The following is a 14,019-nucleotide window of genomic DNA, read 5'->3' as shown; positions in this document are numbered from 1 at the left end:
GAGCAGCCATGCAGACTCATACATTCAAACCGGACCTGCCGCCACCGCGCATGAGCGTCGGTGTGGTGGGCTGGCTCAAGGCCAACCTGTTTTCCAACTGGTTCAACAGCCTGTTGACCGTTTTTGCGCTGTACCTGATCTGGCTGATCGTGCCGCCGCTGTTGCAGTGGGCGATCATCGATGCCAACTGGGTCGGCAGCACCCGCGCCGACTGCACCAAGGAAGGCGCGTGCTGGGTGTTCATCCAACAGCGTTTCGGTCAGTTCATGTACGGCTTCTACCCGACCGAGTTGCGTTGGCGTGTGGATGCCACTCTCTGGCTGGCGATCATCGGCATGGCGCCGCTGTTCGTGCCGCAGATGCCGCGCAAGGCGCTGTACGGTCTGGCTTTCCTGGCGATCTATCCGTTCATCGCCTGGACCCTGCTGCACGGTGGTGTATTCGGCCTGGACGTGGTTTCCACCAGCCGTTGGGGCGGCCTGATGCTGACCCTGGTGATCGCTGCTGTCGGCATCACCGGTGCGTTGCCGCTGGGCATCCTGCTGGCGCTGGGGCGACGCTCCAACCTGCCGGCGATCAAGGTCATCTGTGTCACCTTCATCGAGTTCTGGCGCGGTGTGCCGTTGATCACCGTACTGTTCATGTCCTCGGTGATGTTGCCGCTGTTCCTGCCCGAAGGCATGCATTTCGACAAGCTGATGCGTGCGCTGATCGGTGTGATCCTGTTCCAGTCCGCCTACATCGCCGAAGTGGTGCGTGGTGGCTTGCAGGCCATTCCCAAGGGCCAGTACGAAGCCGCTGCGGCCATGGGCCTGGGCTACTGGCGGATGATGGGCCTGGTGATCCTGCCGCAGGCGCTGAAACTGGTGATTCCGGGCATCGTCAACGTCTTCATCGCCCTGTTCAAGGACACCAGCCTGGTGATCATCATCGGCCTGTTCGATCTGCTCAACAGCATCAAGCAGGCGACCACCGACCCGGCGTGGCTGGGCATGGCCACCGAGGGCTACGTGTTCGCCGCGCTGATCTTCTGGATTTTCTGTTTCGGCATGTCCCGCTATTCGCTGCACCTCGAGCGGAAGCTGGATACCGGCCACAAGCGTTAGGAGTGAGTCATGAGTGAAGCAATCAAACAACCCAGCGCCGAGCCGATGATCCTGCTGCAGGGCGTGAACAAGTGGTACGGCCAGTTCCACGTGCTCAAGGACATCAACCTGAGCGTGCAGCAGGGCGAGCGTATCGTCCTGTGCGGGCCGTCCGGTTCGGGCAAGTCCACCACCATTCGTTGCATCAACCGTCTGGAAGAGCATCAGCAGGGGCGCATCGTGGTCGATGGCACCGAATTGACCAGCGACCTCAAGCACATCGAGGCGATTCGCCGCGAAGTGGGTATGGTGTTCCAGCACTTCAACCTGTTCCCGCACCTCACCGTGCTGCAGAACTGCACCCTGGCGCCGATGTGGGTACGCAAGATGCCCAAGCGCCAGGCCGAGGAAATTGCCATGCACTTTCTCGAGCGCGTGCGCATCCCTGAGCAGGCCAACAAGTTTCCGGGCCAGCTCTCCGGTGGTCAGCAGCAGCGTGTGGCGATTGCCCGCGCGCTGTGCATGAAGCCGAAGATCATGTTGTTCGACGAGCCGACCTCGGCCCTCGACCCGGAAATGGTGAAAGAGGTGCTCGACACCATGATCGGTCTGGCCGAAGACGGCATGACCATGCTCTGCGTGACCCACGAGATGGGCTTTGCCCGCACCGTGGCCAACCGCGTGATCTTCATGGACAAGGGCGAGATCGTGGAGGAGGCCGAACCGAACGCCTTCTTCACCAACCCGCAGAACGAGCGCACCAAGCTGTTTCTCAGCCAGATCCTGCACTGAGTCGGCTTTGCGCCATCGATCAGGGAGCCTTCGGGCTCCCTTTTTCGTTGCCAGGGTTTAACTGCGCCGCATGCGCTTGCGGAAGGCGCCCGGCGTTTCCCCACACAACTGCTTGAAGCGCTTGGCGAAGGTCGCGCGGTCAGTGAACCCGACCTGGTTGGCGACCTGCTCCAGCGACTGCGCCGAGCTGGCCAGCGCCTGCTGTGCCAGGCTGATGCGCAGGCGTTGCAGATAATCGCCTGGGGTCAGCCCGGTGGCCTGCTTGAAACGGCGCAGCAGGGTGCGTGGCGAACAGTGCGCCTGCTGCGCAAGGCGGTTTAGATCGATCGCCTCGGCGTGGTGCTCGCGCAGCCAGGTCAGCAGCGGGGCAAGGGCTTTATCGTCGTTGCTGGGCAGCAGCGGCGCGAAACGGGTCTGCGTGCCGCGCTGGCGTTCGATGACCATGGCGCTGGCAACCTGCTGCGCCAGCCATTCACCGGCATGCAGGGCAATCAGGTGCAGGCACAGGTCGAGCCCGGCCTGGGCTCCGCCGGAGCAGAACAGCGGGCCATCCTCGGTCAACAGCAGGTCGCTGCGCAGCTTCACCTGGGGAAAGTGACGGGCGAAGGCCTCGGCCAATGCCCAGTGGGTGGTCGCCTGGCGACCATCGAGCAGGCCGGCAGCCGCCAGAAGGAAGGCGCTGCTGCACAGGCTCGCCAGTTGCTGCTGGCCGCGCCGGGCCAGCCAGGGCAGCAGCTTGGCGTTGCTCTCCAGGGTACGGCTGATGGCGCTGCCGGTGGCTGGCACGATCAGCAGATCGGCCTGCTCGGCCAACGGTAGGCCGCCATCGACCTGAATCTGCGCGAAATCCAACTGCACGGGCTGGCCATCGAGGCTGAACCGCTGTAGCTGAAAACGCTCTGCGCCGGCCAGGCGATTGGCCAGACTGAAGGCATCCTGCGCCATGCTCAGGCTGGAACAGACGGTTTGTGGGCAGACGTACAAGGCGATGCGCAGCATGACGATGGCCTGGAGTGAAGTTGGCGATTATTGACACAAAGTTGTCTTTATAGCCAATCGCCACGTCCCCGCCGGACGAACAGACTGGAGTGAACCATCCTTGCGAACGTGTAGGGTGCGCCGTGCGCACCAGTGAGCGACGCCGTGACAGCGGTGCTCGCGGCGCACCCTACGTAATTAAAAGCCTGTAGGAGCGACTCATGAGCCACCCCAATGCCGATCTGATCCAGCGTTTCTACAGCGCCTTCCAGAAACTCGATGCCGAGACCATGGCAGGCTGCTACGCCGAAGATGTGCGTTTCTCCGACCCGGTCTTCGTCGACCTGCACGGTGCTGAGGCCGGCGATATGTGGCGCATGCTGTGCAGCCGTGCCGAGGGATTCTCGTTGACCTTCGATTCGGTGCATGCCGACGATCATGCCGGCAGTGCGCGCTGGGTCGCCAGCTACCGTTTCAGTGCCACCGGTCGTCAGGTGGTCAACCACATCCAGGCGCGCTTCGTGTTTCGTGACGGGTTAATCGTCGAGCATCGCGATCACTTCGATCTATGGCGCTGGGCACGTCAGGCGCTAGGTGGCAAAGGGCTTCTACTGGGTTGGGCACCACCGGTGCAGGCTGCCATTCGTCGACAGGCGGCACGTGGTCTGGCCCAGTTTCGCGGTACGCGCTGAGGCGGGCGAATGAACGCAGTGGTAGGCTATCCGGTCTTAGCCTTCAATAAAGAGTGCGCACACCGGGTGCCGCACCTCCACTGCCAATCGAGACCTGCCGTGACCGAATTGATCGTTGCCGTAAAACAGGCCAAAGCCTGGGGGGTCCACGCTGTTACCGCCAGCGGCGTGATCCTTGCCCTCCTGGCATTGTTGGCCGTACTCGACGGCCAACCCAAGCAATGCCTGTTGTGGCTCGGCCTGGCGCTGTTGGTCGATGGGCTGGATGGTTCGCTGGCGCGGCGTTACGACGTCAAGGGTGTGCTGCCGCATTTCGACGGCTCGACCCTCGACCTGGTGATCGACTACCTCACCTACGTATTCATCCCCGCGATCTTCCTCTATCGCTTCATTCCGCTGCCGGATTACACGCCGCTGTTCGCCGTGGGCCTGATTCTGCTGTCCTCGCTGTTCTGCTTCTGCAACCTGAACATGAAGAGCAAGGACAACTACTTCGTCGGCTTCCCGGCGGCGTGGAACGTGGTCGTGCTGTATTTCTACATCCTTGATGTGCATCCCTGGATCACCCTGGCCATGATCGTCCTGCTGGCCGGCCTGACCCTGACCAAAATGAAGTTCCTGCACCCGTTCCGCGTGCGTCAGTTCATGCCGCTGAACATTCTGGTGACCTTCGTCTGGATGCTCTCCAGCGCGTTGCTGATTCTGCAGTACCCGGTCAGTCAGTTCTGGCTGCTGGCGCTCTGGTGGTTGGCTTCAGCCTACTTCGTCGGCATGTGCCTGTGGCGCTCGGCGCGTGAGTGGTTTCCTGCTCGCGGATGAATGCAGCAGTCGAAAAAGCCTGGTTCGTCTATCTGGTGCGCGCCGCCAATGGCGCTCTGTATTGCGGCATCAGCGATGATCCGCAGCGGCGTTTCGCCCAGCACCAGAGTGGCAAGGGCGCTCGCTTCTTCCATACCAGCCCGGCGCTGGCGCTGGCCTATATCGAAGCCTGTGCCGGCAAGGGCGATGCATTGCGCCGTGAACGGGCGATCAAGCGCCTGAGCAAAAGCGCCAAAGAAGCGCTCATTCTGGCCGTTGATGGTGGCTCATCAGCCTGAGGCGGTTGCGTGCACGTGCCGCGCGGGTAAGCTGAGGGCTTTGATCCGACGCGGAGCGCGCCATGCATGAGTTGATCCTTCATCACTATCCGACCTCGCCGTTCGCCGAGAAGGCCCGCCTGATGTTGGGCTTCAAGCAACTGTCCTGGCGTTCGGTGATGATCCCGCCGCTGATGCCCAAGCCCGATCTCACTGCGCTGACTGGTGGCTACCGCAAGACCCCGGTGCTGCAGGTCGGCGCCGACATCTATTGCGATACCGCGCTGATCGCCCGTCGCCTGGACGCCGAGAAGGCCACCCCGGCGCTGCTGCCCGAAGCTCAGGCGTTCAATGTCAGCCTGCTGGCGCAGTGGGCCGACTCGGTGCTGTTCCAGCATGCCGTTGCGCTGGTGTTCCAACCCGAGTCGATGGCGCTGCGCTTCGCCAAGGTCCCGCCGGAGTTTGCCAAGGCCTTTGCTGCCGACCGTGGTGCGCTGTTTTCCGGCGGTACGGCGAGTCGTCTGCCGCTGGAGCAGGCCAAGCATCAATGGCCGGCACTGATGGGGGCCTTGCAGCGACAGCTGCAAGGCGGGCAAGGCGATTTCCTTTTCGGTGAAGCGTCGCTCGCCGATTTTTCCGTAGCTCACTGTTTGTGGTTCCTGCGCGGTACGCCGGTCACCGCGCCACTGGTCGACGATTACCCTGAGGTCGCGGCATGGCTTGCCCGTGTGCTCGGCTTCGGCCATGGCTCGCTGAGCGAGATGAGCAGCGAACAGGCGATCGCAGTGGCGCGTGAAGCGACTCCGGCAGCGCTGCCGAACGAAGATTTCGTCGACCCCAATGGCTTCAAGGCGGGCCAGGCGGTGAGCATCGCGGCAGTGGACTATGGTGTCGACCCGGTGCAGGGTGAGTTGCTGCATGCCGGGCGTGACGAGCTGATTCTGCGTCGCGAGGACGAGCGTGCCGGCATCGTACACGTGCACTTCCCGCGTCTGGGCTTCCGTATCGAAGCGCGTTGAGGGCTATTGCGCCGCCTGTCAGTAGGCGGCGCGGATGGCGCGCACGTCATAACCGTGAATGACCTGCCCGCGCAGGTCGATCACCGGCACACCGCGGCCGCCAAGCGCTTGGTATTGGGCGCGGCCGGCGGCATCGGTCTCGATGTTCACTTCGCGGTAGGCGATGCCGTCCTCGGCGAACAGCTCGCGGGTCTTGGCGCAGTAGCCACACCATTGCGTGGCGTAGAGCACCACTTCACCGCTGGCGTTACGCGCCTGGGGCGGGTCGATCCAGCGCTCGATCTTGTCCCAGTTCTGCCACAGGGCCAGGGCGGCGAGCAGCAGCACAATCGTCTTCATGGTTTCGCATCCTTGTGTGATGGCACGGTCATGTCAGGGTAAACCGCGCCGGGCCATCCAGCCACTCGTTAAATCTCAGTCTTGACGGCGCTTGAGCTGGTCCTTCAATTGGGTCGGCAACTGGCGAATGATCAGCATGTCGCGGCCTTCGTCGTACTCGACCTTGGAGCCCAGCAGGTGCGCCTCGAAGCTGATCGACAGACCCTCGGCACGGCCGGTGAAACGCTGGAATTGGCTCAGGGTACGTTTGTCCGCCGGAAACTCCGGAGCCATGCCGTAATCCTTGTTGCGGATGTGCTCGTAGAAGGCCTTGGGGCGCTCCTCATCGATCAGTCCGGAGAGTTCTTCCAGGGTGATCGGTTCGCCCATCTTGGCCTGGCCGCTGGCATAGCCGACCAGGGTCTTGGTCTTCTCGCGCGCCTGCTCTTCGGGCAAATCCTCGCTCTCGACGAAGTCGCTGAAGGCCTTGAGCAGGGTACGGGTCTCGCCCGGGCCGTCGACGCCTTCCTGGCAGCCGATGAAGTCGCGGAAGTAGTCCGAGACCTTCTTGCCGTTCTTGCCCTTGATGAAGGAGATGTACTGCTTGGACTGCTTGTTGTTCTGCCACTCGCTGATGTTGATGCGCGCGGCCAGGTGCAACTGGCCCAGATCCAGGTGCTTGGCCGGGGTCACGTCCAGCGCGTCGGTCACCGCCACACCTTCGCTGTGGTGCAGCAGGGCGATGGCCAGGTAGTCGGTCATGCCTTGTTGGTAGTGAGCCAGCAGCACGTGACCGCCGGTGGAGAGGTTGGATTCCTCCATCAGCTTTTGCAGGTGTTCGACGGCCTGACGGCTGAAGGCGGTGAAATCCTGCTCGCCATCGAGATAGGCCTTGAGCCAGCCACTGAACGGGTAGGCCCCGGATTCTTCGTGGAACAGACCCCAGGCCTTGCCCTGCTTGGCGTTGTAGCTCTCGTTGAGGTCGGCCAGCAGGTTCTCCATGGCTTGCGACGTGGCCAGCTCGCTGTCGCGAGCGTGCAGCACGGCAGGGCTGCCGTCGGGCTTCTTGTCGATCAGGTGGACGATGCAGTGGCGGATCGGCATGGCGGTCTCGTGGGCAAATGAAACAGGGGCGCAGTTTACCCGAAGCAGAAAATGGATTGCGGGGCCGGGTGTAGATCTATCCGTGAAAAGCGTTGAAGACCACACGGCAGATCGCGGCTAAAGCCGCTCCCGCGGGTATCACGAACGCCCGTGGGAGGGGCTTTAGCCGCGATGCTTCTCTACTGGCGGCGTTGCTGTTGCTGCGTAGGGCGGATGTCGCTCTTTACATCCACTGCTTTGGTGCGTCGATGAAGCGTGATCCACCCTACGCCTGTCGGCGCCGCTGCAGCTCGCGCAGTCGTTCGATCACGTAGCGCACATGCATGTGCAGTTCGTACAACTCGTTGGAGTACGACAGCGGCACTTCCACAGCCGCGAGTTCGTCCTCCATCTCCTCCAGGCGTTCGATCTCGCTGTCCAGCTCGTTGGGCAAGGAGCCTGCGTGCAGTTTGCGGTCGATCTCGCGCAGGTACTTGTACCAGCGGTAGATACGCGCGCGAATGCGCCACTGGTAGATCGGGCCGACAGCCTTGAGCAGTGGGATCATCACCACGATCAAGGGGATCAGCAGGATGATGTAGCGGTCGGCCAGCGAGGCGATGCGAAACGGCAGGTAGCGCTGCAGGATCGGCAGGCCCTTGTCGTAGTAATGCCCGGCATCCTTGTGCAGCTCGAAGGTGCGAGGCTCGGCACTGGGAAAGGTGCCGGCGGCGTCGAGCAGGGTGCCGCTGCGCATCACTTCACGGCTGGCCTCGAGAAACAGCGGCACCAGGCCAGGGTTGAAGTCGTCGTTGACCACCAGGGTAGCGACCGGAGACAGGGTAACGATATCGCGGTCTGGTGCGTTGCTGGCCAGGTCGAGCAGGCCTTCCCCGACCTTCACCTGATTGAAGAACGGCAGTCGCGCCTCGTAAGCGGCGGCGCGCCGAAAGTGTGCCAGGGCGATGTCCGGGTTGGCCGCCAGTTGCTGCACCAGTGAGTTCTCTGCCGGACCTACGAAAAACGCTGCATCCAGTTCGCCGGCCATCAGCGCCCGAGCGGCTTTGCCACCGCCGATGCTCTGCCAGCTTTCGGGATGTTGTTCCGGCTCGATGGCATTGGCGCCGAGAATGGCATCGCTGGCGGCACGGGTGCCGCTGCCCTCACCGCCCAGGCCGACGCGCAATGGGAGCAGGTCGGCAATGCGATCCAGCTTCACGTCTCGTCGATAGAACAGCCACAAGGGCTCCTGATAAATCGCCCCCAGACTTTCCAGCTGACGCTGCTCGTCGGGAGCCAGCTGGCGCTCCAGGCCGCTCTGGACCAGGGCGATCTCCACTTGCGGGTCCTTGGCCAGCAGGCGTTGCAGGTTGTCACGCGAGCCTGAGGTCGGTACGAGGTTCAGTTCAAAACCTTCCTTGGCCAACTCTTCCTTCAGGCGTTCGGCAAACTGCTGATAAGCGCCCCCTTGAGTGCCGGTGGCCATGCTGGCGCTCATCGGTGGTGGCGGCGCGACGAACTGGAACAGTGCCCAGACCAGGCCTGCCACCACCGGGACGATCCACAGGTTGGCCAGGATCATGATTTTCAGGTCATTGAGTACGCGGAGCATGGGGCTTCCTTTCAGCGTTTGTCGCTTCAAGGATAGAACCCTCGAGCAACGATGGTCACGCATCGGCGGCGATACCGCTCGGGTTACGCCGTTTTCGACCGTCACCTGCCGGGAAGGTGCAAGCTGCGTTGCCGTGCTTATTGTCTGCTGCGCTAGGCCAGCGCCTTACCCAGCGTGCGCAGGCGATCAAGCAGCAGCAACACCCCAAGCAATGCCACTGCATACAGCGCATCACCGCCAAGCATCAACAGCACCCCGGCGCAGAGCAGCGCACTGAGACCGGCAAGCAGGCGCCAGACGCCACTGAGCAGCACCCAGCCAGCGGCCATGCTCAGCAGGTAGATCAGCACGAAGTTGCCGTTGGCATAGCGGATCAGATCGTCCACCGACAGGTTCAAGGTGGCCGAGAGCATGGCGCACAGCGCGCAGCTGATCACGACCAGCAGCAAGGCTTTGCCGGGTACACCATGGCGGTTGCGCACGGCCAGCCTGGCCGGCAGACGGCCTTCATCGGCCAGGCTCCAGATCAGCCGGGCGAAGCCCTGGATGTACACGTTCATCGAGGCGAAGCAGGCCAGGTAACCGAGCACCGCCACCAGCACGCGTGCGTGCTCACCCAGCAGCTGTTCGAACAGACGGGGCAGGGCGGTGATGTCGCTGTGCACGTCGCCGTAAGTGGCAAAGCTCAGCACCGCGACCGAGCAGGCCCAGTACACCAGGCCGGCCAGCACCACGCCGAGCAACAGTGCTAGCGGGAAGTCGCGCTCGGGGTGTTTGAACTCCTCGCCCAGGTGGGTGAAGGCCTCGATGCCGACGAAGCACCAGAACATCACCCCCAGCGCTGTCGGCAGCAAGTGCCACTGGCCGTCCATCGCCGGCAGCAACGGCTGGCTGGCGCGCGGCAGGTCGCCGACCCACCAGATCAGCGCCACGCTGGCGACGATGGCCACGGCGATCAGCCCCTGGAGCATGCCTGATACTTTCGGTGGACGCTGGCCAAGCAGGAGAATGGCGCCCAGCGTCGCCAGTTCGATGAGCAGCAGGCCGCTGCGATCGAGGTCGAACAACGCCAGCCAGAAGCCGCTGGCGATATGCAGAGCCGCCGGCAAGCCGACCGGCAACACGGCGAGAAACAGCAGGGCGCTGACGCCCTCCATGCGCAGACCGAAGGCGCGGCCGATCAGGTGCGGCGCGCCGCCGGCATGAGGGAAGCGCTTGCCCAACTGGGCGAAGGTGAACGCCACCGGCAGCACCAGGGCAATCAAGATCATCCATGCCCACAGCGACGCTTCGCCGGCTGCCGTGGCTGCCAGTGCCGGCACCACGAAGATGCCGGTGCCGAGCAGCGAGGTGCTGAGCAGGGCGATGCCCTGCAGCAGGCCCAATTCCTTGTTCAATCGACTCATGGGGTATGCTCATCATTTTCCAGATACCGCCATGGTAGGACGCCGGCCAGTTGCAGGCTGTCGCCTTTTGCCGACGAAATGGCGGTTTTCACCGTCAATCCGATTGCCGCCCGAGAAGCTCCCGTGGACAAGTTCGATCGCCAGATCCTCACTCTGCTGCGCAGCGATGCGCGCACCTCCGTCAGCCAGATCGCCCGTGAGATCAATCTGTCACGTTCGGCGGTCAGCGAGCGGATTCGCTATCTGGAGGAGAGCGGGGTGATTCGTGGTTATCACGCCCAGGTCGCGGTGCCGGGCGAAGGTGGAGTCAGGGCTTATCTCGAGCTTTTCTACCAAAACGCCCGTTGTCAGGATTACGTCGAGCGTATGCGCGAATACCCGGAAATCCGCCATTGCAGTGGCATCAGCGGCGAGACCGACATGCTGGTACTGGTCGAGGCGCCGAGCATGGCGCGCCTGAGCGAAGTGCGCGCGGCCATCGAGGCCTTCCCGCAAATGCAGCGGGTCAAGACTCATGTCGTCGTACAGGACTGGCCGCTATGAGCTTGCGCATCCTGCACACCTCCGACTGGCACCTGGGCCAGCACTTCATGGGCAAGACTCGGCAGGCCGAGCACCAGGCCTTCTGCGCCTGGCTGCTGGAGCAAGTGCGCGTGCACAACGTGGACGTGCTGTTGATCGCCGGTGATGTGTTCGACACCGGCGCACCGCCCAGTTATGCCCGCGAGCAGTACTACCGATTGGTGGTTGAGTTGCGCGACGCCGGCTGCGCCCTGGTGGTACTCGGCGGCAACCACGACTCGCCGGCTATGCTTGGTGAAAGCCGTAGCCTGCTGGGGCAACTGGGCACCCAGGTGGTGCCGAGCGTAGGCGTCGACCTGGCTGAACAGGTACTGGTACTCAATGATCGTACTGGCCAGCCGGGCGCCATTCTCTGCGCCATTCCCTTCATCCGCCCGCGCGACGCACTGGCCAGCCAGGCGGGGCAGAGCGCGCAGGACAAACAACAGTCGCTACAGCAAGCCATCGCCGAGCATTACCGGGCACTGTACGAGCTGGCGGCTAGCAAGCGTGACGAGCTGGGCCTGACGCTACCGATCATCGCTACCGGTCACCTCACCACGGTTGGCGCCAGCGCCAGCGAATCGGTGCGCGAGATCTACGTCGGCAGCCTGGAAGCCTTCCCCACCAGCGCCTTCCCGCCGGTGGACTACATCGCCCTTGGCCATATCCACCGTCCGCAGAAGGTCGGTGGCCTGGAGCATATCCGCTACAGCGGCTCGCCGATTGCCCTGTCCTTCGACGAGGCGCGCCAGCAGAAGGAAGTCCTGCTGCTGACGTTCGAAGGCGCCAACCTGCAGTCGATCACGCCACTGCCCGTGCCGGTATTCCAGCCCATGGCCAGCCTGCGCGGCTCGCTCAATGAGTTGGCAGGCTCCATCACCGAGGCAGCTGCACAGGGCACACCCGAGCGGCCCGTATGGCTGGAAGTGCAAGTGAGCACCGACGACTACCTGAACGACCTGCAAAGCCACATCAACGCTCTGTGCGAAGGGCATCCCGTGGAAGTGCTGCGTATCCGCCGCGAGCGCGGCAACGCCATGGCCAACCTGGCCAGCGAAGCGCGGGAAACGTTGGACGAGCTGAGCGTAGAAGACGTCTTCGCCCGCCGCCTGCAGCAAGAGACATTGGAAGAAGAGGATGCCCAGCGCCTGCAGGGTTTGTATCGGCAGGTGCTGGAGGCGCTGCCCAAGGTTTAGCAGCACAGGCCTCCGTAGCCCGGATGCAATCCGGGGGGCCGTCGCGACAATCCGGTTAAGTGCTTGCCGCGCTCACCCCAGCGGGCTGACTACACCGGCAAAGCCCTGTCCCAGCACATGCGTATAAATCTGCGTCGTACGTATATCCGCATGCCCCAGTAGCGTCTGCACTGTGCGAATGTCGCTCCCCCGGCGCAGTAGCTCGGTGGCGAAACTGTGGCGAAAGGTATGGCAACTGGCAGGCTTGCACAGGTTGGATTGCCGCACGGCATGTCTGACAGCTTTCTGAATGGCACTGACATGAAGGTGATGACGAACGATCTGCCCGTCCTCATCCGTGCAAAGTCCGGTCGACGGGAACAGCCACTGCCACTCGAATGAACATCCCGCCTTGGGGTATTTGCGACGTAGCGCAAATGGCAGGCTGACGGGAGCGTGATAAAAACTGTCCCGCTGCTTCCAGGCGCGAAACATACGCTCTCTGCGCTCCAGCAGCTGTGTGATCAAGGGCGCCGGCAGAAGTGTCGTTCGGTCTTTGGCGCCTTTGCCGTCATGAATGGTGATGATCTGCTTATCGAAATCCATATCCTTGATACGCAAACGTGCAGCTTCCACCACTCGCAAGCCGGCGCCATACATCAGCGAAGCCAGTAGCTGATGCGGTTGGCCGAGCCTGGCAATGAGCGCCGTGGCTTCCTCATGCGTAAGTACGCAGGGAATACGCGCTGAGCGTTTTGCGCGCACCACCTCACCCACTTGCCCGAGCGGTTGTTGCAAGACCTTGTCGTATAGGAAAACCAGCGAATTGAGTGCCAGATTCTGGGTGGCGGCAGCCACCTGACGCTCAACTGCCAACCAAGTGAGAAAAGCATTGACCTCGGTAGCACCAAGCTCCAGTGGATGGCGCAGTTTATGGAAACGGATGAAATAGCGAATCCAGTACCAGTAGGATTTTTCTGTCCGGATGCTGTAATGATGCAAGCGCATCACCGCCCTGAACTGCTCCTGCAGGCGAGGTTTGCTGGAGGTTTCCATGGCCGACTCCTTGGCTGTTTTTTTGTACAGTAGTAATGGTAGAGCAAAAAGAGGAAGTCAAGCGAATACATCCAGACATCAGGGGGTGGCTGGTAATGCCATGATTTGAAAAGAATTTTTCCAGGGCGGCGATGACGATGCTGCGGAGTTAGATGGAAGGCTCTACTATCGGATTAGTACCGCCTTCCATCTAATCACTGTTATACGGACTTCTCATGAACGATTACCTTCTCCTTCTAGGCGGCGTAGGTTTAGTCAAAGGAAAAGTAAAAGGCTTTGGACCTGCATTGTTGCAGGCCTCTAAGGAGCTTTCTGAGTGCATGAGGTCATCCAGCTGGTCCACAAGTGCCCCATTTGAGAAAGTCAGCCTCATTATCAAATATGGAGCAGATGCTTCACAAAAAGTAGAAATAGGTCGTATCAACAAACATAAAGAACTGGAAGCTTCTATTCAGATCCCATTAGAACAACTCAAAAACTCATCAAATCTAGAAACTGAAATTAAAGAAATCTCAATTCATGTACTGAATTTAGTATCAACGAAGTATGGTCTCCCGAAAGTCACCGTATAACAATTGGTTCAAACCGTTCGCTTCGCTCACTGGGACGGACTAAAGCCCGCCCCTTAACCAAACGTTATACGAAACCAACATGAAAGACTGGCTTGAAGTCAACGAAGAGTTTGCAGTGGATGGATCGCTGCGAGACATCTATGTGCTGGATGTTTGTGTTGATGTTTGGAATGAATTCATCAAAAAAGTCAAGAATGAGAGCTTTGAGTTTAAATTTGTGCACGGCAGTTCCGAGCGAGCGCTGCCCGACAATTTTTATAAGATAAAAGAACTGCAGCAAACCAATCCGACGACTCTATGCATTTGGCTCGATAACAATATCAAGGTTAACTGCCATTTTTTCATGGAAACAGAAATTGAACTCGATATCTCACCAAGGGAGATCAGAAGCTTGGCAGAATATAAAATCCTAACAAGCTTCATGAAGTGGCTATCAAACATATTGCGTAAGCCCGCTATCCTGACGCATGAGGGCTCTCAAGATCAGGTCATTTTAAGTGTCAACGAGAGCGTCGTATAACAACTGGTTCAAACCGTTCGCGTCGCTCACTGGGACGGGCTGAAGCCCGCCCCTTAACCAAACGTTAGGCT

Annotated in this window: 16 protein-coding genes; 10 read left to right on the top strand and 6 right to left on the bottom strand. The window is 61.1% G+C overall.

Going from position 1 to position 14,019, the window contains the following annotated elements:
• Positions 1 to 8 precede the first annotated feature (8 nt).
• Together RTH74_RS18310 and RTH74_RS18305 are read left to right on the top strand one after the other, a co-directional pair.
• The gene (locus RTH74_RS18310) at positions 9 to 1,106 is read left to right on the top strand and encodes an amino acid ABC transporter permease (protein WP_125880952.1); all 1,098 of its coding nucleotides are present in this window, start codon (positions 9 to 11) and stop codon (positions 1,104 to 1,106) included.
• A 9-nt stretch (positions 1,107 to 1,115) separates the two neighbouring features.
• Positions 1,116 to 1,877, top strand: a complete 762-nt coding sequence (locus tag RTH74_RS18305) for an amino acid ABC transporter ATP-binding protein (RefSeq protein ID WP_017675242.1) — start codon at positions 1,116 to 1,118, stop codon at positions 1,875 to 1,877.
• Between the two features lie 57 nt (positions 1,878 to 1,934).
• Here the strand turns inward: RTH74_RS18305 and RTH74_RS18300 are convergent, their stop codons facing one another.
• Positions 1,935 to 2,876: a helix-turn-helix domain-containing protein gene (locus RTH74_RS18300; protein ID WP_316915575.1), complete on the bottom strand. Its 942-nt coding sequence runs from the start codon at positions 2,874 to 2,876 to the stop codon at positions 1,935 to 1,937.
• Between the two features lie 200 nt (positions 2,877 to 3,076).
• Here RTH74_RS18300 and RTH74_RS18295 point away from each other — a divergent pair, with 200 nt between their 5' ends.
• The 4 genes from RTH74_RS18295 (at position 3,077) to RTH74_RS18280 (ending at position 5,642) form a co-directional block, all read left to right on the top strand.
• Positions 3,077 to 3,547 (top strand): nuclear transport factor 2 family protein, encoded by a 471-nt coding sequence (locus tag RTH74_RS18295; protein ID WP_316915574.1) that lies wholly within the window; start codon positions 3,077 to 3,079, stop codon positions 3,545 to 3,547.
• Positions 3,548 to 3,646: 99 nt separating this feature from the next.
• Positions 3,647 to 4,366 carry a phosphatidylcholine synthase gene (gene pcsA / locus RTH74_RS18290; RefSeq protein ID WP_099526607.1) on the top strand — a complete coding sequence of 240 codons (720 nt, stop codon included), beginning with the start codon at positions 3,647 to 3,649 and terminating at the stop codon, positions 4,364 to 4,366.
• On the top strand, positions 4,363 to 4,644 hold the full coding sequence (locus RTH74_RS18285; RefSeq protein ID WP_099526606.1) for a GIY-YIG nuclease family protein: 282 nt from the start codon (positions 4,363 to 4,365) through the stop codon (positions 4,642 to 4,644). The genes pcsA and RTH74_RS18285 overlap by 4 nt, the downstream gene beginning before the upstream one ends.
• Before the next feature lie 62 nt (positions 4,645 to 4,706).
• Positions 4,707 to 5,642 (top strand): glutathione S-transferase family protein, encoded by a 936-nt coding sequence (locus RTH74_RS18280; protein WP_316915573.1) that lies wholly within the window; start codon positions 4,707 to 4,709, stop codon positions 5,640 to 5,642.
• Positions 5,643 to 5,660: 18 nt separating this feature from the next.
• On the opposite strand, the gene RTH74_RS18275 is transcribed toward RTH74_RS18280, so the two are convergent.
• The 4 genes from RTH74_RS18275 to yjeH form a co-directional block, all read right to left on the bottom strand.
• Positions 5,661 to 5,981: a glutaredoxin family protein gene (locus tag RTH74_RS18275; protein ID WP_125833699.1), complete on the bottom strand. Its 321-nt coding sequence runs from the start codon at positions 5,979 to 5,981 to the stop codon at positions 5,661 to 5,663.
• 75 nt (positions 5,982 to 6,056) lie between these two features.
• On the bottom strand, positions 6,057 to 7,064 hold the full coding sequence (yejK, locus tag RTH74_RS18270) for a nucleoid-associated protein YejK (RefSeq protein WP_106734569.1): 1,008 nt from the start codon (positions 7,062 to 7,064) through the stop codon (positions 6,057 to 6,059).
• A 265-nt stretch (positions 7,065 to 7,329) separates the two neighbouring features.
• The gene (locus tag RTH74_RS18265) at positions 7,330 to 8,655 is read right to left on the bottom strand and encodes a TAXI family TRAP transporter solute-binding subunit (RefSeq protein WP_316915572.1); all 1,326 of its coding nucleotides are present in this window, start codon (positions 8,653 to 8,655) and stop codon (positions 7,330 to 7,332) included.
• Positions 8,656 to 8,807: 152 nt separating this feature from the next.
• Positions 8,808 to 10,061 carry an L-methionine/branched-chain amino acid transporter gene (gene yjeH, locus RTH74_RS18260; RefSeq protein ID WP_316915571.1) on the bottom strand — a complete coding sequence of 418 codons (1,254 nt, stop codon included), beginning with the start codon at positions 10,059 to 10,061 and terminating at the stop codon, positions 8,808 to 8,810.
• Positions 10,062 to 10,184: 123 nt separating this feature from the next.
• Between yjeH and RTH74_RS18255 the strand changes: the two genes are divergently transcribed.
• Positions 10,185 to 10,604, top strand: a complete 420-nt coding sequence (locus RTH74_RS18255; RefSeq protein WP_106734684.1) for an Lrp/AsnC family transcriptional regulator — start codon at positions 10,185 to 10,187, stop codon at positions 10,602 to 10,604.
• On the top strand, positions 10,601 to 11,821 hold the full coding sequence (gene sbcD, locus RTH74_RS18250) for an exonuclease subunit SbcD (RefSeq protein WP_316915570.1): 1,221 nt from the start codon (positions 10,601 to 10,603) through the stop codon (positions 11,819 to 11,821). The genes RTH74_RS18255 and sbcD overlap by 4 nt, the downstream gene beginning before the upstream one ends.
• Before the next feature lie 72 nt (positions 11,822 to 11,893).
• Here sbcD and RTH74_RS18245 read toward each other — a convergent pair whose 3' ends face one another.
• On the bottom strand, positions 11,894 to 12,856 hold the full coding sequence (locus tag RTH74_RS18245) for an integron integrase (RefSeq protein WP_316915569.1): 963 nt from the start codon (positions 12,854 to 12,856) through the stop codon (positions 11,894 to 11,896).
• Between the two features lie 215 nt (positions 12,857 to 13,071).
• Between RTH74_RS18245 and RTH74_RS18240 the strand changes: the two genes are divergently transcribed.
• Both RTH74_RS18240 and RTH74_RS18235 read left to right on the top strand, forming a co-directional pair.
• Complete coding sequence (locus RTH74_RS18240; RefSeq protein ID WP_316915568.1) at positions 13,072 to 13,428, top strand: Imm39 family immunity protein; 357 nt, start codon at positions 13,072 to 13,074, stop codon at positions 13,426 to 13,428.
• A 79-nt stretch (positions 13,429 to 13,507) separates the two neighbouring features.
• Positions 13,508 to 13,948: a hypothetical protein gene (locus RTH74_RS18235; protein WP_316915567.1), complete on the top strand. Its 441-nt coding sequence runs from the start codon at positions 13,508 to 13,510 to the stop codon at positions 13,946 to 13,948.
• Positions 13,949 to 14,019 lie beyond the last annotated feature (71 nt).

This window comes from Pseudomonas sp. zfem001 (assembly GCF_032621725.1).
GTDB lineage: Bacteria > Pseudomonadota > Gammaproteobacteria > Pseudomonadales > Pseudomonadaceae > Aquipseudomonas > Aquipseudomonas sediminis.
This window is presented reverse-complemented; position numbering and strand designations above follow the sequence as displayed.